The organism is Curvibacter sp. GW821-FHT01G03, from assembly GCF_059422285.1.
Genome location: NZ_JBWKWP010000011.1, coordinates 26,734 through 48,680 on the forward strand (window position 1 = coordinate 26,734; position 21,947 = coordinate 48,680).

Sequence of the window (21,947 nt, forward strand, 5' to 3'; positions counted from 1 at the left end):
ACCGCCAAGCTGCACCATTACCGTGGTGCGGGGAGGGCGGCGAAAAGAGGAATCCTTTTCATGAAGCACATCATTGCAGTCCTGCTCGAAAACGAGGCAGGTGCCCTGTCCCGCGTGGTGGGTCTTTTCTCGGCCCGCGGTTACAACATCGAGTCGCTCACAGTGGCGCCCACCGAGGACCCCAGCCTGTCGCGCATGACGATCCAGACCGCTGGCTCCGATGACGTCATCGAGCAGATCACCAAGCATCTGAATCGTCTGATCGAAGTGGTGAAGGTCGTTGACCTGACCGAAGGGGCCTACACAGAACGTGAGCTCATGATGGTGAAGGTCCGTGCCGTCGGCAAGGAGCGCGAAGAGATGAAGCGCATGGCCGACATTTTCCGAGGCCGCATCATCGACGTGACTGAGAAGAGCTACACCATCGAACTGACCGGTGACTTGTCCAAGAACGATGCGTTCCTGGACGCGATCGACCGCAGCGCCATTCTTGAGACCGTCCGCACGGGCGCCAGCGGCATCGGGCGTGGTGAGAGAATACTGCGCGTCTGATTTTCTGTTCGGTCGTGTTTCGACAGGCTCAACACGAACCGATCTTTATATGGCGATTGTTCCCGAGCGTTCGCCCCGAGCCTGTCACTGGGCGTTATCGCCAAACCTCATTCATTGGAGAACATCATGAAAGTTTTTTACGACAAGGATTGTGACCTGAGCCTGATCAAGGGCAAGACTGTTGCCATCATCGGTTACGGTTCGCAAGGGCATGCTCACGCCCAAAACCTGAACGACAGCGGCGTGAAGGTGGTGGTGGGTCTGCGCAAGGGCGGTGCTTCGTGGGACAAGGTTGGCAAGGCTGGCCTGACCGTTCTCGAAGTCAACGAGGCTGTGAAGTCTGCTGATGTGGTCATGATTCTGCTGCCCGATGAGCAGATCGCTGAGGTTTACACCAACAACGTGGCGCCCAACATCAAGCAGGGTGCTTCGCTGGCCTTTGCTCACGGTTTCAACGTGCATTACAACCAGGTGGTGCCCCGTGCCGATCTGGACGTCTGGATGGTGGCTCCGAAGGCCCCTGGCCATACGGTCCGCTCGACGTATGCGCAAGGCGGCGGCGTGCCTCACCTGGTGGCTGTTCATCAGGACAAGAGTGGCAAGGCCCGTGATCTGGCACTGTCCTATGCCATGGCCAACGGTGGCGGCAAGGCCGGCATCATTGAGACCAACTTCAAGGAAGAAACCGAGACCGACCTGTTCGGCGAGCAAGCCGTTCTGTGCGGTGGTGCTGTCGAACTGATCAAGATGGGCTATGAGACCCTGGTCGAGGCTGGCTACGCCCCCGAAATGGCGTACTTCGAATGCCTGCACGAACTCAAGCTGATCGTTGACCTGATCTATGAAGGCGGCATCGCCAACATGAACTACTCGATCTCCAACAATGCTGAGTTCGGTGAGTACGTGACTGGCCCTGAAGTCATCAACGAGCAATCGCGTGCTGCCATGCGCCATGCCCTGAAGCGCATTCAGAACGGTGACTATGCCAAGATGTTCATCCAGGAAGGCCGTTTGAACTACCCGAGCATGACCGCTCGTCGTCGCAACACCGCCGACCATTCCATCGAAAAGGTGGGCGGCCAACTGCGCGCCATGATGCCTTGGATTGCCAAGAACAAGCTGGTTGACCAGACCCGCAACTGATGAAGCTTGGCATGGGCGCCATGCCTTTGCCTCGAACTGACAAGGGCCACCCTCGGGTGGCCCTTGTTTTTTGGATTCACAGGGGTCCTGTGGCTTAAACTTGGCTGACTGGGCTTGGGGTTGTACCAAGCCTTGCTGGCAGTCCTGATCGGCTTGCCGCTTTTTGGAATGGAGAACGATTCATGCACGATGGCAACGCGTCATCACCTGACAGCCTGGATGAGGTGGTGCTGCCAAAGCGCAGAAAGGGCATCTATGTGCTGCCCAACCTGTTCACGTTGGCAGCCTTGTTTGGTGGTTTTTACTCGATCGTGATGGCCATGAACGGCCGGTTTGACCAGGCTGCCGTGGGCGTTTTCTGTGCCATGGTGTTGGACAGCCTGGATGGTCGCGTGGCGCGCATGACCAACACGCAGAGTGCCTTTGGCGAGCAGATGGACTCACTCGCTGACATGGTCTCGTTTGGTGCGGCGCCTGCCTTGATCGCCTACGAGTGGGCGCTCAAGGGTTTGGGTCGTTGGGGCTGGATCGCGGCATTCGTTTACTGTGCTTGTGCGGCATTGCGCCTGGCTCGTTTCAATGTCAACACAGCGGTGGTCGACAAGCGCTACTTCCAAGGCTTGCCATCGCCAGCGGCCGCAGCCCTGGTGGCGGGCTTGATCTGGTTGGTCACCGAAGCCGGAATTCGCGCGGGTGAGTCCAGCTGGCTGACCTGGACCCAGGTGACCTGGATCACCTTCGCGCTGACTTTGTATGCCGGCCTGACCATGGTCACCAACGTGCCTTTTTACAGCTTCAAGGATGTGCATCTCAAGCGGAGCGTTCCGTTTGCTGTGATCGTGCTGATCGCGCTCGGGATTGCTGTGATCAACATCCATCCCCCCATCGTGTTGTTTGGCCTGTTCATCATCTATGGGTTCAGCGGTTATGGCGTGTACATCTGGCGTCGAACCAAGGGCATGCAAACCAGTGTGATCAGTACAAGCACCGATGAGCCCGACGAACGCGGCTTGCACAAGTGAGCAGAGCCTGTGCTACATTTGCCCGCATGCGTGTTTCCCACTTGTTGCGTGTCGGTGTTGGTGCGGCTCTGAAGCTTGAGCTGCTTGCTTACATTGGCTTGTCGCTAGTGGCCCTTCTGCTAAGCAGGGCGGGCTGAGCGCGTACATCTGACACCAGGATTACCCCGAGCGGCCCGCCAGTTTCATCTGTTGCGGGCCTTTTCTTTTTTGGGCTCAAGATTCAACCTTTCCGGAGACCTTCATGACTGACAAGCTGATCATTTTCGACACCACATTGCGTGATGGCGAGCAATCCCCTGGCGCCTCCATGACCAAGGACGAGAAGCTGCGCATCGCACGTCAGCTGGAGCGTCTTCGTGTGGATGTGATCGAGGCCGGCTTTGCCGCCAGTTCGAACGGCGATTTCGAAGCGGTCCAGACCATCGCCAACGCGATCAAGGACTCGACCGTCTGTTCTCTGTCCCGTGCCAACGACCGTGACATCTCCCGGGCTGCCGAAGCGCTGCGCGGCGCCAACAGCTCGCGCATCCATACGTTCATCGCAACGTCGCCGTTGCACATGGAGAAAAAGCTGCGCATGACGCCTGACCAGGTGCTCGAACAGGCCAAGCAGGCTGTGCGTTTTGCCCGCAATCTGGTGGCCGATGTCGAGTTCAGCCCCGAAGACGGCTATCGCAGCGACATGGATTTCCTTTGCCGTGTGCTGGAGACGGTGATCAACGAGGGGGCGACCACCCTCAACATTCCAGATACCGTGGGCTACGCCGTGCCGGAACTGTACGGCAACTTCATCAAGACATTGCGCGAGCGCGTCCCCAACTCCGACAAGGCCATCTGGTCGGTTCATTGCCACAACGATTTGGGCATGGCAGTGGCCAACTCGTTGGCTGGCGTCAAGATTGGGGGTGCCCGTCAGATCGAGTGCACGATCAACGGGCTGGGTGAACGGGCTGGCAACTGTTCGCTTGAAGAGGTTGTGATGGCGGTGAAGACTCGCCGCGACTATTTCAACCTTGATCTGAACATCGATACTCAACACATTGTTGCCGCCAGCCGAATGGTCAGTCAGACCACGGGCTTTGTGGTGCAGCCTAACAAGGCAGTGGTCGGCGCCAACGCGTTCGCCCATGCTTCTGGCATTCACCAGGACGGCGTGTTGAAGGCGCGCGACACCTACGAGATCATGCGTGCCGAAGACGTGGGTTGGTCGGCCAACAAGATCGTTTTGGGCAAACTCAGTGGCCGCAATGCTTTCAAGCAGCGCCTGCAAGAGTTGGGTGTCAGTCTGGAAAGCGAGCAGGAGGTGAATGCCGCGTTCAGTCGTTTCAAGGAGTTGGCGGATCGCAAGAGCGAGATCTTTGACGAAGACATCTTGGCCCTGGTCAGTGACGAGAGTGTGGCGACTGAGAAAGAGCAGTACAGCCTGGTCTCTTTGTCGCAGCACAGCGAAACGGGTGAGCGTCCCCGTGCGAGCATTGTCTTCACGGTGGAGGGTAAAGAGGTTCGCGGTGAGTCGGATGGCAACGGCCCTGTGGACGCCTCGCTCAAGGCCATCGAGTCCCATGTGAAAAGCGGTGCCGAAATGGTGCTGTATTCGGTCAACGCCATCAGTGGTTCGACTGAGAGTCAGGGCGAAGTAACCGTTCGACTGCAAAACAGTGGCCGCGTCGTCAACGGTGTGGGGTCTGATCCGGACATCGTCGTGGCATCGGCCAAGGCCTACCTCAGCGCCTTGAACAAATTGCACAGTAAAGCTGACCGGGTAGCGGCACAGGGCTGAGCAGGCTCTTTATAATTCTCGGAAAACCTGAAAAACTCCGTGCAAGTGGTTGATCTTGTGCGGGTTTTTCTTTATCGTAGCCGTGTGTAACATATGTTGTCTGCACGGAGAGCCTGCATGATGTCCTCTTTGATCGCTCCCATGAACCGTTTCAACCGTTTGATGACTTTTTCGGCCTTGGTGCTGGCTGTTTCGGTGGGAGGGGTTCACGCTGCAGAGCGCAAAAAGACGGCTGTCGTGCGAACCCATGCGATTCAAAAGGTGGCACATGCGCCGCGTCACCACAAGGTGCCCGCGCGGGCTGCAGTCATCGTGCCGGCCAAGGCTTCCTTTGGGCAGATGGCGGGCTTGCACGGCTCGTCAGATCCTTTGGCGCTGCGGTCAAGCGTGGCTTTGGTGGTGGACCAAGACACCCACGAAGTGCTTCTGAGCAAGAACGATCAGGCCGTGCTGCCCATCGCCTCGTTGACCAAGCTCATGACGGGCGTGATTGTCAGTGAAGCTCATTTGTCGATGGATGAGAACATCACCATCACTCAGGATGATGTTGACACCGAAAAGGGAAGCAGCTCCCGCCTTGCTGTGGGCTCGACCCTGAGTCGGGGTGAAATGCTTCACCTGGCCTTGATGTCCAGCGAAAACCGGGCCGCCCACGCACTGGGACGTACCTTCCCGGGGGGTTTGGCAACCTTTGTGTCTCTGATGAACGCCAAAGCCAAGTCTTTGGGCATGGGGGATACCAGCTACGTCGAGCCGACAGGCCTGTCGAGCAAAAATCAGTCCAGTGCACGTGACTTGGCCGTATTGGTGAATGCTGCGCACACCGACCCGGTGCTCCGAGAGCTGACCACATCGCCCGGTTATCAGGTCGAGGTGGGACGCCGCACTTTGCAATACAACAACACCAATCGCTTGGTCAAAAATCCGGCTTGGGACATTGGGCTGCAGAAGACCGGCTACATCTCTGAAGCCGGGCAATGCCTGGTGATGCAGGCCAAGGTGGCTGGTCGCAAATTGATCATGGTGTTTCTGGATTCGGCGGGCAAACTCAGTCGAATTGCCGATGCGGAGCGTGTGAAGCGTTGGGTGGAGAGCAACCATCCTTTGATCGCTGCCCGCAACGGCTGATGCGTTCAATCCTGTCCGCCGAAGATCGGCGGACCCATGAAAAAAGAGCCTGGGATGTCTTGAGACACCCAGGCTCTTTTGATTGAGCGCCTGCTTTGATCAGGCTCTGACCATCAGCCAGCGCTGGAAGGGCTGGGTTTATAGCCCAGGGCTTGTGAAATTTCACCCGCCGTTGCCTCAAGCTTGGGTAGCCAACCTTCATCCAGGCGATCTGCTGGCGCTGAAATGGAAAGCCCGGCGACCAGGCGTCCCTGGTCATCATGAATGCCGGCGGCCATGCAGCGCACGCCCAGCTCCAGTTCTTCGTTGTCGCGGGCAATGCCGTACTGGCGGGCTTTGGACAACTCTCGCTCCAACAGCGGGAGTTGTGTGATGCTGTTGCGCGTGTGCCCGGCCAGTCCTGTGCGCGTGGCATAGGCTCTGACCTTCTGCGGCTCGTCCACAGCCAGAAACAGTTTACCCACCGAGGTCAGGTGCAGCGGTGCCCTGCCGCCAATGGCTCGAACCACCTGCATTCCCGATCTTTCGCTGTAGGCGCGCTCGACATAGACGATTTCATCGCCTTGGCGAACACTGAGGTTGACTGGCTGTTGAATCAGCTTGTGCAACTCTCGCATGGGGGCGAGGGCCGCATCGCGCACACTGAGCCTGGCTTTGACCAAATTGCCCAACTCCAGCAGGCGCATGCCCAGCCGATAGTTGCCGGCTTCAGGTCGATCGACAAATCGTCCCGTTGCCAGGTCATTCAAAATCCGGTGGGTTGTGGACGGATGCAGCCCTGTTCTCTCGCTGATCTCCTTGAGCGAGATGGCCTCTTCGCGAGAGGCCAGTACATCGATCAACGCAAACATGCGTTCTATGACCTGAATGCTTGGACTGGTCGGCTGGGTGGTATCTCGTTTTCGCATTGCTAACCATGTTTGGAGTTGTTCTTATTTTACTTGGTGAAATGAATGTCCGTTCAGCGCGCCGTACTTCGAATCCACGTCTGATCCACCAAAACCTCATGGGGCAGGTACTGGGCTTTGTAGCTCATCTTCGGACTGGACTTGATCCAGTAGCCCAGGTACACATGAGGCAGCGAAAGTGACTTGGCCTGCTCGATTTGCCACATCACGTTGTAGGTGCCATAGCTGCCGCCGACATCGGGATCGTAAAACGTGTAGACCGCTGACAGTCCATCGTCCAGGACATCCAGGATGCTGATCATGCGAAGAAGGCCAGGGGTGTCCGGATGCGTGGAGGGTTCGCGGAACTCGACCAGCCGAGAATTCACGCGGCTTTGCAGCAGAAACTGGGTGTACTGATCGACGCTGTCATGGTCCATGCCGCCACCAGCGTGCCTGCCAGCCTGGTATTGCAAATAAAGTTGGTAGTGCTCAGCTGAAAAGTGCAGCTTCAAAACACGCGCTTCCAGATGCTCGTGAAGCCTTGCGGCGCGGCGTTGGCTGCGATTGGCCTTGAAGTCCCGTACAAGAATTCTCAGGGGCTGGCATTCCCTGCAACCATCGCAATAAGGGCGGTAAGTGAACATGCCACTGCGCCGGAACCCTGCAGAGACCAGTTCCGAATAAAGACTGGTCTGAATCAGATGACCGGGCGTTGCAACCTGAGAGCGTGCCTGCCTTTCAGGCAAATAGCTGCAGGGGTAGGGCGCTGTTGCATAGAACTGCAGGGTTTGCAGGGGCAGGTCATTGAGCTGGGTCACGGTCTTTACCTGAGGCGGCTGACACGATCCCAGTATACGGAATTAAATTGCCAGCTTGGCGCGGCCATGGCAGTGGCCTTTTCAAGCCACGCGGTGAAGGTCTTGCGTTCTATTTCATGGGCCCCCATGGAGGCCAGGTGCCTTGTGTTTTGCTGGCAGTCAATCCACTCGATGTTGTTTTCCAGGCAAAAACCCACCAAGGCAGCCAGTGCCAGCTTCGAGCCATCAGGCATGCGTGTGAACATGGATTCGCCAAACATGGCTCGTCCAATGTTGATTCCGTACAACCCCGCTTGAAGCTGGCCATCGACCCAGGTCTCCACGCTGTGGGCAATGCCCATCTTGTGCAAAGCCAGATAGGCCTGAATCATGCCTTCGGTGATCCAGGTGCCTTGCTGTTGCGGTCGCGGGCTTTGAGCACAAGCGCGCATGACCGCCTCAAACTGGGTGTCGAATCGGACCTCAAACTGGCACTGTGAACCCAATCGGGCCAACGTTTGCCGAAGGCTACGTCGCATTCGAAAGCCGCTGGGGGGGAGCACCATGCGAGGATCGGGGCTCCACCAGAGAATGGGCTGACCGTCGCTGAACCAGGGGAATATTCCCTGCCGGTAGGCCTCGACCAAGGTGGTCGGACTCAGATCCGCTCCTGCCGCGAGCAAGCCAGGCAGAGGGTCGATACGACCCCAACTGCGCTCGACAGGGGGGAAGGGCTCACCCGGTGCAAGAAAGGGCAGCTGTGGCGGTGTGTGAGGCTTGTTCAAGAGAATGCCCAGCACGGTTTGCCGTCAGGCGCATCCGACCCGGCCAGGCCGCCGGCCTTGGGCGGAAGGGTCAGCATGGCGTCGCAAGGTGCCTTTGCCGTGCATCCAGCAGTGCGTTGCGCAAGTGCCCCCATTGATGTTGAGCCGCGATCAATTCTTGTCGCTCTGCCAATTGCTCGAGGGCCTTGGCGATCTGGGCGCCATTTTCTTCGGCGAGTGTGTGCAGCACGGTCTTCAGGCTGTGACCCATTCGACGCAAGGCCGGCAGGTCGTGGCTTTGGCTGGCCAGGTCGCCAGTTTCGATATCGACTTGGAATTGGGCCATGCAGGCCTGCCGATACATCATGAACAGCTGCGTATCGCCATTGAAATGGGTCTCGATGGCATGGCGCTCAAGGTCTTGCAGTGAAGACGACGGTGGGGCAGTGGGAGCGTCGGTCTGGATCGATGCCTGAGAACTTGGCTGGGTAGACAAGCCCTCTTCCACGCAGTTCAGCAAATCCAGAACTGAAATCGGCTTTGACAACATGCGCCAAACCCCAAGCGCCTGCAGCTGGGTTTTCACACTGCTCGTGAGGCCGGCACTGAACACCACCACCTTGGTCTGTGGAGCCAGATCAGGTTGTTCACGAAGCTTTTCGAGCAAGGTGACCCCCGATTCACCCGGCAGCATCAGGTCGGTCAGAATCAGGTCGAACGGCGACTGGCTCAGGTAGTTGATGCCTTGCTTGACGGTATCCGTGATCATCAACTCGGCACCGATGTCCTCCAGCGCGAATTCGACGAAGCGTTGTATCGAGGCGTCGTCCTCGATCAGCAAGATGCGCGGCATGCAATGGCCTTCAGACGGATGACTTGACTTGACCTGCCCCTGTGGGTAACACCTGGGCCAACAAGCCGGGCAGTTCGGCGACCAGCCTAGGTTTGTGGATGACGCGAACGCCCTTCAGCGCGAAGGCGTAGGGGCCCCGTTGGGTTTCGTCGAGCGAGGTGATGACGATCAATTGGCTGCGGGCAAACTGGGGATGCGAGCGCAAACTGGTGATCAGGGTAGGGCCATCGATACCGGGGAGCAGGATGTCGACAATCAAGATGTCGGGTTGAAACTGTCCATAAATGGCCAAGCCCGCAATTCCATCGTCGGCGACACGCAGGTCGACGTTGGGGAAGTGCTGCCGGATCAGCATGCTGACCAGGTTCTGGAAGTGGGTGCTGTCTTCAATCAGCAGGACCCGTGATCCCCCTGAACCTGGCACTGAACGGCCCGTCGCGGGGTCGGCGCTGTGGCGGTCGACCTGGCTTCCCGCCGGTTTGCGTGAGGCAATCCAGCGTTCGACCGAGGAGCGAGAAATCCGTCGATGGCCTCCTGGCGTCTTCCAGGCCTCGAGTTCCTCCCTGTCGACCATCAGTTGAACCGATCGAACTGCCATGCCCAACAGGCCGGCTACCTCGAGGGTTGTGTAGTGATCGCGTGTGGAATTTTCTTCTTGGGTCATGATGCGCTGTATTTTGGCACGACTGCTGTAAAAAAAGACTTGACAAATGATAAAAATAATTTATATGATATCGTTATCTTGTCAAAAATCAGCTTGTCAGGCGATTTTTGAATTATCGCGAGGTACTGCATGAAAAAAATACTGATCGTCGATGACCATGCGGATATTCGCAAGCTTTTGCGAATGACCATGGAGTTTGTGGCGTACGAAATATTCGAAGCAGCGGATGGGCAGGCGGGCCTCAGCTTGGCCGAGGAGTTGCACCCCGATCTGGTGCTGCTTGACGTGATGATGCCAGGCGGCATCGATGGCTTGGAAGTTTGTCGCCGAATCAAGGCGAACGCGCAATTGGCTCGTTCCAAGGTCATTTTGCTGACGGCCCGTGGGCAGAGCGAAGACCGTGCAGCTGGTTTCGAAGCGGGGGCTGACGAGTACCTGGTCAAGCCATTCAGCCTGTTGCAGTTGATCGAAACCATCAACAAACTCGAAGAAGCTTCGTCGTGAATCCCTTCGTGGGCGGTGGGCCGGCAAGGGGTGACGACCGGGCGCCCTGTCTTTGTCGCCGGCAGGATGAGCGCATGCCTTGGGGGCCTTGTGCGATTCCGGCACCTGCAAATGGGGCGAATGACGGATACCAGGAGTAGATCATGGTGCATCGGTTTCTGGTGAGTTGCTGCCTGGTCCTGGGGCTTTCGATGGCGATGTCGCCGTTGATCGCTGGTAGCGTCCACGACCGAGTGCAGGCGAGCAAGGTGGTTCGGGTCTGCATCTGGCCAGATTACTATGGCGTCACCTACCGCAATCCCCGCACTCAGCAACTGGTCGGGGTCGATATTGACTTGGCCCACGAGTTGGCGGCGGACCTGTCGATGAAAGTTGAGTTCGTCGATTCAAGCTTTGCCTCCCTGGTGTCTGACCTCTTGAGCGATCGCTGCGATATTGCCATGTTTGCTGTGGGCATGCTTGCGCAACGCATGCAGCATCTGCGATTCACCAGACCTTATTTGCGCAGCGATATTTATGCCATCACCACGCGCGGCAGTGCCACCATCAAACAATGGGCAGACATTGACCGCCCAGGCATTTTGGTAGGCGTCCAGTCCGGGACATTCATGGAGCCGGTGATGGCTGCTGAGCTCAAACATGCCAAGCTTGTCAGTATCAAGCCGCCCCAGACCCGGGAGCGCGAACTGGAGGCCGGGCGGATCGATGTTTTCATGACCGATTATCCTTACAGCCGTCGCTTGCTGGACAACGCAGATTGGGCCACCTTGATCTCCTCTCCAAAACCATTTCATGTTTTGCCCTACGGCTATGCGGTGAAGCCGGGGGACGAAAGTTGGTATTCCGTGGTGGATGATTTTGTGTCCCGAATTCAAAAAGATGGTCGTCTGGAGGTTCTTGCCAAAAGGCATGGGCTGGCCTCCATGGTGGTTCAGCCTTGACGGGTGCTTAGGCACGGTTTAGATGCGTCAAGATTCCTCCTTGAAACACTCATCGGCCCAGTGGTTGTCGAGCCAGCTTGCGCTGTTCACGGGCGTCATGTTTGCATTGCTGTTGCTGATGGCCATTGTCTGGATGTCTTGGCGTGGTCACCAGCAGGTGGTAGAGCAAGATCTCCGGCAGCAAGAGCTCTATGCGCGGGTGATCGAGGACCAGGCGAGTCGGTCTTTTGACGCGGTGGCGGTGGTGCAGAACTCCATTGCAGAGACGGTTCTGTTGCAGGACTCTCAGGCCGACCTGCCGCATCTGAGCCGGCAACTGACTCAGGCACTTGGTGGTGTTCCCTTTGTTCGTTCGATCGCTGTTCTGGATGCTCAAGGCCGGGTTCTGGTCAGTTCCTCGGCGGGCGACGTTCAGCGCCAAGTCAATCTTTCATTGCTGGGGTCGCGTCCCGCCCGTGGCCAAGCTTCGTTGGGGCCGTTGATTCGTGGGCGGAGCCTGGCGGACTTTGAGGTGGGAGCGTCTCAGGCTGAATTGCGTTCAGGAATCAACAGCCTGCCCATGTTGTATGGCTTTGCTTTGGCGGGGGGGCAGCCGATGTTGGTGGTGGCGCTGATCAATCCCGATGCCTTGGTGAATTTTCAGCGTCAGGTGATTGGCGACAACCCGCTTTCGGTCCTTGTGACCAGCTATACGGGGTTGTTATTGACCAGTACCGTGGACATGGTGGAGGCCCCTGGGCTGAGTTTGGCGCACCACAGTCTGTTCAGCGAGCGGCAGGTCGCGCGCGAACATGGCAGCTACCGGGAGCATTCGGCTGCCGGGGAGGAGACGCTGGTGGCCTTTCGGGCTTCCAGGGCCTGGCCTTTGGTGGTTTTGGTTGAGCAGGCGCTGGGGGCTTCCACCCAGCGCTGGCTGGCGCGGGCGCGCCCGGTGTTGGTCGCGGGCCTGGTGGTGGTGTTCATGCTGTTGGGCATGGCGGTTGTTCTGTACCGTAGTTTGCGGGCTCGCGAACGCTCCCGGGTTTTGTTTGATCGGGCTCGTGATCAGGTGGTGCGCAGCGAACGCGAACTGAGTGTGCTGTTGCGTAGCCTGCAGGAGTTGATTTTTCGAACAGATGCATCGGGGGTTGTGACCTACGTGAATGCGCGCTGGGCTGCGTTGCTCGGGGCACAGGCGCACCAGGCCTTGGGTCGCAGCGTACTGGATGTGCTGGTACCTGAGCGGTCCACCGATCGAACCACTTTGTTTGCGCTGGACCATCTGGATGGCGTACGCCATTGCCGGGCTTCCACGGTTGGAGCAGACGGGCGCACTCGCCATTTCGAATTGGCCGTGGTTCCTTTGTTGGTGGATGGGCGCATCACGGCCTTTGCGGGCAGCGCTGTGGACATCACCGAGTTGCTGGAGACACAGCGGCAACTCCAGATGCAGTTGTCTTTGATTGGATTGATGCTTGAAATCAGTCCCGAGCCCACGTCAATGGCAGATGAACTGGGTCGTCTGGTGATGGTGAACAAAGCCTGGGAGCAGTTCAAGGGCCTGGATCGCGGTCAAGTCATCGGCAAGCGCTTCGCAGATTTTCTGCCTTCCGGTGAGGCTCAGTTGCATGAGCATTCTGAAGCACAACTGGTTCGGCAGGGCGGGGAGATCCGTTTCGAGTCGCGCATCTCGCGCTACGACATGGGCATGCGAGATGTTCTGATCAGCAAGGTGATGGTGCCGGGTGAATCGGGTGCGTTGATCGGCGTGCTGACGGTGCTCACCGATGTGACCGAGTTTCGTGAAGCAGAGCGCGCCATCCGGGAGGCTCGTGACGTGGCGGAGGAGGCGTCGCGCTCGAAGTCGGAGTTTGTGGCCAACATCAGCCATGAATTGCGCACGCCGCTGCAGTCGATCATCGGGTTCTCGGAATTGGGAGTGATGCGAGGCAAAGGCAGTGATCGCATCGTTGCCATGTTTCATGACATCAATGCCTCGGGGCAGCGAATGCTGGCGTTGGTCAATGATCTGCTGGATGTTTCCAAGATCGAAAGCACGGTCGGCACTTTTCACCTTGAGAGCGTGGATCTGCGCTCCCTCATCAGGCCGGTGGCTCGGGAAATGGGGCCGTTGCTCGCGCGCAAGAACCTCTCTCTCGACATGGACTTGTCGGATCTGCCCCTGGTGGCGCGGGCTGATCCCTTGCGTTTTCAGCAGGTGATCCGCAATGTGCTGGCCAATGCGGTCAAGTTCTCACCCAATGATCAAACGGTGGCACTCTCCGCCCAGATTGGTGATGGCGGTGAAATTCACATCGTTGTGCGTGATCGGGGTCCTGGCATTCCCGAGGCCGAATTGGAGAAGATCTTTGAAGCCTTTGTCCAATCAAGCAAAACCAAGAATGGTTCGGGTGGGACGGGGCTGGGTCTGGCCATCTGCCGAAAAATTGTTGAGGGTCATGGTGGACGGATTCGTGCCTGCAACGTATCCGATGGCGGTGCGGAGTTTCACATCTATTTTCCGGCCCGGTCGGGTGGTGCTGACAGCCAGCCGATGCCTTTGAGCTGAAGTGGGGCGCAGTCTCGTTGAGACGGATGGATGGCCCAAAAGAAAAAAGGTCTTGCGGGCATGTGCCTGCAAGACCTTTGAATGGCTCCTCGACCTGGGCTCGAACCAGGGACCTACGGATTAACAGTCCGGCGCTCTACCGACTGAGCTATCGAGGAATGTCGGATACTGTCTTTATCGGATGCGGATGGAAAACAGCCAACGCAACCCGCTAGACAGAAAACTAGCAATGAAACTTGGCTCCTCGACCTGGGCTCGAACCAGGGACCTACGGATTAACAGTCCGGCGCTCTACCGACTGAGCTATCGAGGAACAAGACTTAGATTATATACACAAAAATTGGGGCTTGAGAACTCAGAAGCTTGTTTTCATCGTCAGACGCCAAGTTCTCGCCGCACCAGGGTACAGGTAGAGGTGCCCGTAGCTGGTTGGCGATTCACGCCAGTAGCGGCGGTCGAACAGATTGGTCACGCCCAAAGTCCAGAGCGTTCGGGTTTCTGGCGAGAGCTTCTGTTGAAAACTCAGCAGGGCGTCAACCCGGGTCCAAGAGGCCAGCGACACCTGCTCGGCACTGTTGTCAATCACCTTGCGTGGTCCCTCGTGGCTGAGGCCACCGCCCACGGTCAAACCTGGGAGTTGGGCCACTGTGTAGTCGGCGCGCAGGCGCAGCACCCGTGAGGGCACGTTGGTGGGCGCGTGGCCGTTGAGGCTCGCATCTGCGCTGTCGCGCACGGCACGTAGCCACATGGCACTTCCGCCCAGGCGCCAGGCGCCCATGCGATGGTCGCCAGACAGCTCCAGTCCTTGATGGTGGGCGTCGCCGTCAAAGCTTTGCACCCGGCAATCACTGGCGCTGGCGGGGCAGAGCTGGGCCGTGTTGGCACCTGCCGTCCCAGCCAACTGGGTTTCATACAAGGCGGGTCTGCGGATGTCGAAGTAGTTCACTTGCCAGGCGCCCTGGGTCAGGGCCTGTTTGAACCCGATTTCCTTCTGGGTACTGACCGCTACTGGAATGGCCGAGCCTGCGTTGGCGTAGTAGGGACGGTTGGGGGCGACTGCGGATTCTGTCCCCCGTCCCCAACTACCGTACAGCGACAACCCCGATCCCAGGTCATAGCTGGCGCCCAGCCAGGGGCTGTTGAAGCTTTGCCGATAGCGGGTTTCCTGCCCGCCGTCGGTCTGGATGCTGTGGCGATCCAGCTCGGTGTGGCGCAGCCCGGCCCAGGTCACAAAACGAGGGGTCCAGCGCGCCATGTCCTGCACAAACACTTCGGTCGAGTATTCGTCCCGGTTGGTGTTGGGGGTGATGAAGGCCAGGGGCGGGTTGGGGCTGGGGATGCGGGTCTGTCCATCGGTGGTGGCCTGGCCCACGGGCGCCGAGGCATCGGCCTGGAAGCCGAAGCGGTTGTTCAGCACACTGCGCAACAGGCCGGTGCTGACCTGGTGCTGCACGCTGCCCCAGCGCACATTGCCGAGCAGTTTGAACTGAGCCGCCTGTTGGCTGCGCCGTTCATTGTTGCTTTCAAACTGGTAGATGTCGGCCAGGCCCACGTTGGTCTTGCCGGTGCTGCTGGATGGGCAATATCGATCCGCATAGTAGGCGCCACTGACCGGGTCGCTGCAACCAAAGGGGTAGGCCAGGCGGTCGTCGCTCTTGAGCTTCTGGCGCCCGTACTGGGCCTGCCAGCTCCAGGTTTCGTTGATCAGTTGGTCGACCCGCAGCGTGCCGGTGAGGCTGTCAAAGTGGTTGGGCTTGGACCAGGGCTGATTGTTCAAGTTGACGTTGGGGTCACCCACCGCCGGCAACTGGTTACCCAACAGGCTTTGTCCGGGCACGCTGGGCTGTGTCAGGCTGCTCCATTCGAATTCACCAGCGACCAAGGTGTTGCGGCTGACGCGGGCATCCAATGCCAAGGCGAACAGATCACGGTGACCGTTCGTGGCATCGACCAGGGGGCGCATGTCCTCATGGGCAACGTTGAGCCGGTAGCCGATCACCTTGTTCTCGGTCCTGCCGCCCAGGTCCATCGCCATCAGGCGGGTGCCCCGTTCGCTGAGGCCCAGAGTCAATTCGCGCAAGGGCGTTTCGGTGGGGCGTTTCACCACGTAATTGACAAGGCCGCCAGGCGCGCTGGTCCCGGCCTGGATGCCACTGGTGCCCTTCAGGATTTCGATGTGATCCTTGTTGTCGAGCGGGATCACGGTTTCGGCACTGATCGGCAGGCCCTCGCGCCGGTAGTTGTAATTTTGGTTGAGCGTGTAGCCGCGAATGGTCAGAAAATCCCAATAACCGGGTGCGTTGTAGCCATCGGTGACCGAGGCATCGAGGGTGGTCAGATCGGCCAGCCGGCGTGCCCCGAGGGCGTCAAGTTGCTCCCGGCCAATCACCGTGACCGACGCGGGTACCTCACGGACTGGCACATCCCCGAAGCCCGTCACGTCGGCCACGGGCGCCGAGCTGCGCTCGTTCACGATAACGGGTTGAAGACTGGCATCCTGTGCCCAGGCCAATGGCCCCATCAGCAGCAAGGCCGCGATGGCGCAAGGCGTCAAGGGGGATGTGGGGTAACGGTGTCGGCAGGTCATGGTTCGGCTTCCGTGATCCTGGCGCAAAGCAGTCGTGTGGCGGGGCTCGCAGGCATGGGCAATGCTGCGGCCGGCACGTCGGGCTTCCCTGCGCGAGGATGATCTCAATCAGGTTCAAAGGGACTCTCTCAGTCCTGGAGGCAAACCTCCGGGACACCCCTAGCGGCCTCGCGGTCAATGTGACAGCGAGATGGCGGCATTGTAAACAGGCCGTCAAGTCTCGGCGGCCGAGCCTTTCATGGCCTGGATGAAAGCCTGTGCTTCGGCTTGGGGATTGGCGGCGGCCAGGACGGCGCGCACCACGGCCACACTGCCGACCCCGCTGGGCAAAACCTCGGGCAGGCGCGCGCGGTCAATGCCGCCGATGGCCACCAGGGGGTAGGGAGGCTGCTGGCGGTTCAGCAAATCGGCGTACGCCATCAGGCGGGCGATGCCCTGAGGCGCAGTGGGCATGGCTTTCAAGGTGGTGGGATAGACCGCGCCCATGGCGATATAACTGGGGCGGACCTGATCAGCCAACACCATTTCGGCGTAGCCATGGGTGCTGACTCCCAGGCGCACTCCGGCGTCACGCATGGCCACCAGGTCCGTATCAGCCAGATCTGACAGATCTTCCTGACCCAGGTGAATGCCCCAGGCGCCCTCATCGAGGGCGATTTGCCAGTGGTCATTGATGAAAAGTCGAATATCGGTGCCCTGGACGGCGGCGATGGCGGCCTTGATTTCTGCACGCACGGCCGAGGGGTCTTGAGATTTGAAGCGCAGTTGCAGGGTGGGGATGCCCATGTGGGCCAGGCGTGCGATCCAGTCGGCATCCGGTGCCACCACATACAGCCCCAGCGCCCGAGGGCAGGGCGCAAACGCGGGCCGGTCGGTGGGATAGCGGCCCAGGCCGAAGTCCTGTGGCTGGTCGGGCCAACTCAGATCGTCGCATTGTCCGGTGCGTTCGGCGCGTGACTGCCAGGCCCGGGCCAGGCAATGGGCGTCGATGTCAATGAAACCCAGGGCCCTGCAGGCTTGCCAGGCGGCCTGCTGCAAGGGCGGCCATTCAGGCGACACGGGGGCGGGTGGCAGTCGGCCAGGCCCGCCGAAGCGAGCCTGGTGGGTGCTCAGGATGGCCTGGGCCAGCAGTTCAGGGGGGGAGGGGTGTGTCATGGTGCTCAGGCGTGGTGCCAGAAAGGAGTACCCAGCACTGGGGTGCTGGGTTGGGCGTTGTCCTGGGCCTGCATGGTGCCGGCCAAGCGGGCTTGTCGCCCGGCGGTCACGGCCTGGGCGAAGGCGCCGGCCATCTGGACAGGGTTATGGGCCAGTGCCACGGCCGTGTTCAGCAGCACGGCGTCAAACCCCCATTCCATCACGGTGCAGGCGTGCGAAGGCCGCCCCAGGCCGGCGTCGACGATCAGCGGCACATCCAGTCGCTCGCGCAGGGTTTGCAAAGCACTGGGGTTGATCGGGCCCTTGCCGGTGCCAATGGGGGCTGCCCAGGGCATCACGGCCTGGCATCCGACGTCGACCAGGCGCTGGCAGAGCACCAGGTCATCGGTGCAGTAAGGCAGCACGCGAAAACCATCGCGGATCAGTTGTTCGGCCACCGGGACCAGGTTCAGCGTGTCAGGCTGCAAGGTGTAGTCGTCACCGATCAGCTCCAGCTTGATCCAGTCGGTTTCAAACACCTCACGGGCCATCTGGGCCGTGGTGATGGCTTCCTGGGGCGTATGGCAGCCGGCGGTGTTGGGCAAAACGGGAACCCCCAGCTGTTGAAGCAGCCGCCAGAAGTCATTGTGCTGGGCAGCGCCCGCGCCCGCGCCCGTGCCCGTGCCCGTGCCCGTGCCCGTGCCCGCACTGGCCTGCCGTCGCAGCGAGGCGGTCAGCATCGCTGGCCGGGCCATGCGTACTGCGGCTTCCAGGGTGGCTGGCGAGGGATAGCGCGCCGTGCCCAGCATCAGCCGGCTCTCAAATGATTGTCCGTAGAGGATCAGCGGATCATGGGGGGGAGTGATGGATGGGGTCATGGTTCAGCCTCCGGTGACTGGGGTGATCACTTCGACGCGGTCGCCCGCTTGCAAGCGGGTTTGGGCATAGGCCGACCGCGGCACGAAGCGCGTGTTGATTGCCACCGCGAAGGGGGGGGTGAAACCCTGGTGGCTCAGCAGCTCTGCCAGGGTGCCTTCTTCGGGCCATTGCACGGGGCGTTGGTTGATTTCGATGTCCATGGGCTCAGTGGGCTTGTGCAAGGCAGGGCCGGGATGGGGCCGCGTGGTCCAAGTTCACCCCCAGCCGTTCGGCCAGTTGGGTATCGCCCTGGGTCATCCAGGCCATGGCGACATCCGCCAGGGCGGGCGAAATCATGAAGCCATGCCGGTACAAGCCGTTGATCTGCACCAAGCGGGGCCCGCAACGCCTCAGGCAGGGCAGGTTGTCAGGCAGGGTGGGGCGGCACTGGGTGTTGAGCTCCAGAATGCGTGCCTCGGCAAAGCCGGGGTGCACGGTGTAGGCGGCGCTCAACAACTCCAGGGTCGAGCGCACGCTGGCCGGGCTGTTGTCATCGCTTTCGATCTCGGTCGCGCCCACCACAAATACGTGGTCAGGCTTGGGGGCAATGTAGATCGGGTAGCGGGGGTGAATCAAGCGGGTGGGGCGGGCCAGACTCACCTCAGGGGCATGCAGGCGCACCACCTCGCCGCGCACGGCGCGCAGGCCTGGCCATTGAGGACGCGACCCCATGCCGCGACAGTCGATGACAAAGCTGTCTTCATCCCATTCGAAGTCAGCCGGTGTTTGCGGGCTTTGCCAGTGCATCCTGGCGCCTTCCTGTTCCAACTCGTGCAGCAGGGATTGCAGCAGGCCTCGATTGTCGAGTTGCCCCTCGCCGGGCAGGAGCAGGCCCTGGTGAAACCGCTGGGCAAGGGCTGGCTCGTGCTGGGCGAAATCATTGGCATCCAGGCGCAGCAGCTCAGGCAGGCCTGGTGCCGCCTGCTGGGTTGAGCGGAGCAGACCTTCGAAGCGCGCCGCTTCAGCCCGGTCCTGACGGTGCCAGACGACCAGTGTGCCTGCACGCTGAAAGAACACAGGACGACGCAACAGCGCCAGCAACTCGGGCCAGCGCTCCAGGGCGTACTGGCCCATGCGCACGACGCAGGGTTCGGTGATCGCGGACTCGGCCAGCGGGGCCAGCATGGCCGCCGCCACACGGGCTGCGGACCCATCGGCGTCCGGCCCTGCCGCATCATGCAGGGTCACTGGGTGGCCAGCACGCAGCAATTGCAGGCCCAGCAAGCGGCCCATCAGTCCGGCTCCCAGGATGATGACCTTCTGGTGACGTCGGATCAGCATGGCGATTTGCCGCCCGGTTGCAGGACGGTAGGGCAGGTCGAAGGCGATCGCGAAATTGGGACGAGGGGCGAAGTCGCTGAGAAGCGATGGCCTGGGGCGTTCAGAGGGGGCATGTCGTCAGTCCTTTACCTGGATACAGGGGGTGAGGACGAAACGAGGCCACGCGTCGTTGATGTTTGAAACTTCCCACGCCAGCATGATCTGGATCGGGTCATGAGGGTCTTTCTCAGCCAGGTCAAAGTCGATACAGCGCTGTTCGCACCGCATGAACCTCCGACAGGCACCCCTGTTTCATCCGCGCCCGAATTATGCAACGGGTGATCCTCCCGCCAATCGGGCCAGTGCGTTGGCATCCGATCCGAGGGACTTGCGGTGGCCATAATCGGTTACTTTGGGCTCTATCGACCTTCGTTTCATGACCTTCCATGCCGCCCCGGCTTCGCCTCTTGCCAGCGTTTTGCCGCCCCAACCTTGCCGATATGTGCGCGTGCTGAGCATCGCTGGATCCGACAGCGGCGGCGGCGCCGGCATCCAGGCCGATCTCAAGACCATGGCGGCCCACGGGTGTTATGGCATGACTGCCATCACGGCGCTCACAGCGCAAAACACCCAGGGTGTACGCGCTGTGCACCCCGTACCCGTCGAGCACCTGGTCCAGGAAATCGACGCCGTGGCTGAGGACATCGGCATTGACGCCGTCAAGACGGGCATGCTCGCCACGCCCGAGCTGGTGCACGCGGTGGTGGCTGCCATTCAACGTCACGCTTGGGGGAAGGTGGTGGTCGACCCTGTGATGGTGGCGACGAGTGGTGACCTGTTGATGGCCAAAGAGACGGTTTCCGTGATGGTCGAGAGGCTATTCCCCTGTGCCGCACTGGTGACCCCTAACCTCGATGAGGCCGAGTGCCTGCTCGGTCAACGCATCACCGAGGCAGCACAACTGCTGCCCGCCGCGCAGCGGCTGATCGGGCTGGGGGCACAGGCCGTGCTGCTCAAGGGAGGGCACCTCCCGGGAGACGAGGTGGTCGACCTGCTGTTGACAGCAGACGGTGAGCACCTGCACCTGGCCAGCCGTCGCATTGTGGGTGCGAACGTGCACGGCACGGGCTGCACGCTGTCTTCCGCAATCGCCTGCCAATTGGCGCTGGGGCAGACCCTGCCGCAGGCCGTCCGTGCCGCCAGGTCTTATGTTCTTCAAGCCATCGAGGCGGGCGCCTTCGTGCAGACAGGGCGAGGGCATGGCCCGCTGAACCACGGATTTGCGCCCTTGCCCATGCACCGCTTGCCAGTCTGATCCGCCCCCCTGGGGTGGCTGAGGCGCGCGCCAGGCTGGCCGAGGCGCATGCCGTAAGCTAGACGTAATGATGTTTTGCGACGTATCAGTTGCATCCAGAGCATATATTTGAACTGCCGTTGATGCGATTTTTCGATCCCTTTGATGTCATTTCTTCCATATGTGTGCGAAATTCACGGTGATTTCATTGGATATGCTTTCATATTGATTCAAATATTCACATAGCAATCTGCGGCCTTCTCCTACATTGACGTCCCAAGGGCACTATTAAGATTACACACGCAACAAATGGTTTTACGGTTGTGGCCACTCGGTTGCGTTGTCAATGTTTATCGCAAAGAAGGTTTATCTATGTTTTTGAATATGCGTCATTCGGGATTGGATGCTTTCATCAAGAAATTTCTGGTGGCTTTTTTGTTGGCAGGTTTCCAGCCTGTAATCTGGGCTCAGCCTGTTTCCAAACCCGTTGATACAGCCGCGAGCGTCAAGGCCTCCCCGATCAAGGTACGACTCGACCAATACAAAGTGGTTACCTTGGAGAATGGAAAGGAAACCCTGATGGATGCCCCATCCATCAAGCCGGGTGACGTGATTGAATACCGTGCGACCTACACCAATCAGGACGCCAAACCTGTCTCGGGCCTTCAGGCCATCCTGCCCATTCCAGAAGGCATGGAGTACCTCCCAAAAACCGCCCGGCCAGGACCGGGCAAGGCCCTGTCCGCCACTGCCAGTGGGGCCTATGCGGCCGAACCTCTGACCCATCAGGTGCGTGTCAACGGCCGTGTTCAGGTCGAACCCGTTCCCTACGCGCAGTACCGCTCGCTCAAGTGGGAGTTGGGCCAGTTGGCGCCCGGCGCCACGCAAACTGTCTCTGCACGCGCTCAGCTTGAGTCGTTCAAGCCTGCGGTCAAACCGGATTCAGCCCAGGCTGTCCCGATCTCTCGAAAATAATCCCATCATGGATTGATCCGATTCTCTGAGGATCAATCCAAAACATCTCATCTTCATAGGCCGAGTGGTCGGCGTGTGGGTGTCCTCTTCCTGTTGCTATTCACTGGTGACAGGGATTTTTCTTCAAGTCGGCTTTGGTTCAAGGTATTTGGGCAATTGATGAATTGCTTTGATGTCGCTCGCCTGTGAGAAA

The 21,947-nt window shown here is 59.6% G+C and carries 20 protein-coding genes, 2 tRNA genes and 1 riboswitch; of the genes, 10 read left to right on the plus strand and 12 right to left on the minus strand.

Annotated elements, in window-relative coordinates; genetic code table 11:
- The first annotated feature begins 60 nt into the window (after positions 1-60).
- From ilvN to AC07VS_RS17045, 5 genes are all read left to right on the plus strand, one after another.
- Positions 61-552 carry an acetolactate synthase small subunit gene (gene ilvN / locus AC07VS_RS17025; RefSeq protein WP_492345216.1) on the plus strand — a complete coding sequence of 164 codons (492 nt, stop codon included), beginning with the start codon at positions 61-63 and terminating at the stop codon, positions 550-552.
- Positions 553-678: 126 nt separating this feature from the next.
- Positions 679-1,695 (plus strand): ketol-acid reductoisomerase, encoded by a 1,017-nt coding sequence (ilvC, locus tag AC07VS_RS17030; protein ID WP_492345217.1) that lies wholly within the window; start codon positions 679-681, stop codon positions 1,693-1,695.
- Positions 1,696-1,877: 182 nt separating this feature from the next.
- Positions 1,878-2,717: a CDP-diacylglycerol--serine O-phosphatidyltransferase gene (gene pssA, locus AC07VS_RS17035; protein ID WP_494751552.1), complete on the plus strand. Its 840-nt coding sequence runs from the start codon at positions 1,878-1,880 to the stop codon at positions 2,715-2,717.
- Positions 2,718-2,958: 241 nt separating this feature from the next.
- Positions 2,959-4,497 (plus strand): 2-isopropylmalate synthase, encoded by a 1,539-nt coding sequence (locus AC07VS_RS17040; protein WP_492345219.1) that lies wholly within the window; start codon positions 2,959-2,961, stop codon positions 4,495-4,497.
- A 120-nt stretch (positions 4,498-4,617) separates the two neighbouring features.
- Positions 4,618-5,625: a serine hydrolase gene (locus AC07VS_RS17045; protein ID WP_492345593.1), complete on the plus strand. Its 1,008-nt coding sequence runs from the start codon at positions 4,618-4,620 to the stop codon at positions 5,623-5,625.
- Positions 5,626-5,738: 113 nt separating this feature from the next.
- Here AC07VS_RS17045 and AC07VS_RS17050 read toward each other — a convergent pair whose 3' ends face one another.
- The 5 genes from AC07VS_RS17050 to AC07VS_RS17070 all read right to left on the minus strand — a co-directional run bounded on the left by AC07VS_RS17050 (position 5,739) and on the right by AC07VS_RS17070 (position 9,593).
- On the minus strand, positions 5,739-6,476 hold the full coding sequence (locus AC07VS_RS17050) for an IclR family transcriptional regulator (RefSeq protein ID WP_492345220.1): 738 nt from the start codon (positions 6,474-6,476) through the stop codon (positions 5,739-5,741).
- Positions 6,477-6,586: 110 nt separating this feature from the next.
- Positions 6,587-7,333, minus strand: coding sequence for an arginyltransferase (locus AC07VS_RS17055; RefSeq protein ID WP_494751553.1), 747 nt, complete (start codon positions 7,331-7,333; stop codon positions 6,587-6,589).
- Positions 7,334-7,338: 5 nt separating this feature from the next.
- Positions 7,339-8,097 (minus strand): leucyl/phenylalanyl-tRNA--protein transferase, encoded by a 759-nt coding sequence (gene aat, locus AC07VS_RS17060; RefSeq protein ID WP_494655577.1) that lies wholly within the window; start codon positions 8,095-8,097, stop codon positions 7,339-7,341.
- Positions 8,098-8,167: 70 nt separating this feature from the next.
- The gene (locus AC07VS_RS17065; RefSeq protein WP_494655578.1) at positions 8,168-8,917 is read right to left on the minus strand and encodes a response regulator; all 750 of its coding nucleotides are present in this window, start codon (positions 8,915-8,917) and stop codon (positions 8,168-8,170) included.
- Between the two features lie 22 nt (positions 8,918-8,939).
- Positions 8,940-9,593 (minus strand): response regulator, encoded by a 654-nt coding sequence (locus AC07VS_RS17070; protein ID WP_492345224.1) that lies wholly within the window; start codon positions 9,591-9,593, stop codon positions 8,940-8,942.
- Between the two features lie 129 nt (positions 9,594-9,722).
- Between AC07VS_RS17070 and AC07VS_RS17075 the strand changes: the two genes are divergently transcribed.
- From AC07VS_RS17075 to AC07VS_RS17085, 3 genes are all read left to right on the plus strand, one after another.
- Positions 9,723-10,097, plus strand: a complete 375-nt coding sequence (locus AC07VS_RS17075) for a response regulator transcription factor (protein ID WP_492345225.1) — start codon at positions 9,723-9,725, stop codon at positions 10,095-10,097.
- Between the two features lie 143 nt (positions 10,098-10,240).
- Positions 10,241-11,038, plus strand: coding sequence for an ABC transporter substrate-binding protein (locus AC07VS_RS17080; protein WP_494655579.1), 798 nt, complete (start codon positions 10,241-10,243; stop codon positions 11,036-11,038).
- A gap of 40 nt (positions 11,039-11,078) precedes the next feature.
- Positions 11,079-13,586 carry a PAS domain S-box protein gene (locus AC07VS_RS17085; RefSeq protein WP_494655580.1) on the plus strand — a complete coding sequence of 836 codons (2,508 nt, stop codon included), beginning with the start codon at positions 11,079-11,081 and terminating at the stop codon, positions 13,584-13,586.
- A gap of 82 nt (positions 13,587-13,668) precedes the next feature.
- On the opposite strand, the gene AC07VS_RS17090 is transcribed toward AC07VS_RS17085, so the two are convergent.
- The 7 genes from AC07VS_RS17090 to AC07VS_RS17120 form a co-directional block, all read right to left on the minus strand.
- Positions 13,669-13,744 (minus strand) — tRNA-Asn (locus tag AC07VS_RS17090).
- A 79-nt stretch (positions 13,745-13,823) separates the two neighbouring features.
- A tRNA-Asn gene (locus AC07VS_RS17095) sits at positions 13,824-13,899 on the minus strand.
- A gap of 42 nt (positions 13,900-13,941) precedes the next feature.
- Positions 13,942-16,173 (minus strand): TonB-dependent siderophore receptor, encoded by a 2,232-nt coding sequence (locus AC07VS_RS17100; protein ID WP_494751554.1) that lies wholly within the window; start codon positions 16,171-16,173, stop codon positions 13,942-13,944.
- 213 nt (positions 16,174-16,386) lie between these two features.
- The gene (locus tag AC07VS_RS17105; protein ID WP_494751555.1) at positions 16,387-17,328 is read right to left on the minus strand and encodes a thiamine phosphate synthase; all 942 of its coding nucleotides are present in this window, start codon (positions 17,326-17,328) and stop codon (positions 16,387-16,389) included.
- A 5-nt stretch (positions 17,329-17,333) separates the two neighbouring features.
- The gene (locus tag AC07VS_RS17110; RefSeq protein ID WP_494751556.1) at positions 17,334-18,185 is read right to left on the minus strand and encodes a thiazole synthase; all 852 of its coding nucleotides are present in this window, start codon (positions 18,183-18,185) and stop codon (positions 17,334-17,336) included.
- A 3-nt stretch (positions 18,186-18,188) separates the two neighbouring features.
- Positions 18,189-18,386: a sulfur carrier protein ThiS gene (thiS, locus tag AC07VS_RS17115; RefSeq protein WP_492345231.1), complete on the minus strand. Its 198-nt coding sequence runs from the start codon at positions 18,384-18,386 to the stop codon at positions 18,189-18,191.
- A 4-nt stretch (positions 18,387-18,390) separates the two neighbouring features.
- Positions 18,391-19,506: an FAD-dependent oxidoreductase gene (locus tag AC07VS_RS17120; protein WP_494751557.1), complete on the minus strand. Its 1,116-nt coding sequence runs from the start codon at positions 19,504-19,506 to the stop codon at positions 18,391-18,393.
- Between the two features lie 166 nt (positions 19,507-19,672).
- Positions 19,673-19,804, minus strand: a riboswitch (TPP riboswitch).
- Positions 19,805-19,921: 117 nt separating this feature from the next.
- Between AC07VS_RS17120 and thiD the strand changes: the two genes are divergently transcribed.
- Both thiD and AC07VS_RS17130 read left to right on the plus strand, forming a co-directional pair.
- On the plus strand, positions 19,922-20,800 hold the full coding sequence (thiD, locus tag AC07VS_RS17125) for a bifunctional hydroxymethylpyrimidine kinase/phosphomethylpyrimidine kinase (protein ID WP_492345233.1): 879 nt from the start codon (positions 19,922-19,924) through the stop codon (positions 20,798-20,800).
- Positions 20,801-21,151: 351 nt separating this feature from the next.
- The gene (locus AC07VS_RS17130) at positions 21,152-21,754 is read left to right on the plus strand and encodes a hypothetical protein (protein WP_494655584.1); all 603 of its coding nucleotides are present in this window, start codon (positions 21,152-21,154) and stop codon (positions 21,752-21,754) included.
- The last annotated feature ends 193 nt before the right edge of the window (positions 21,755-21,947 follow it).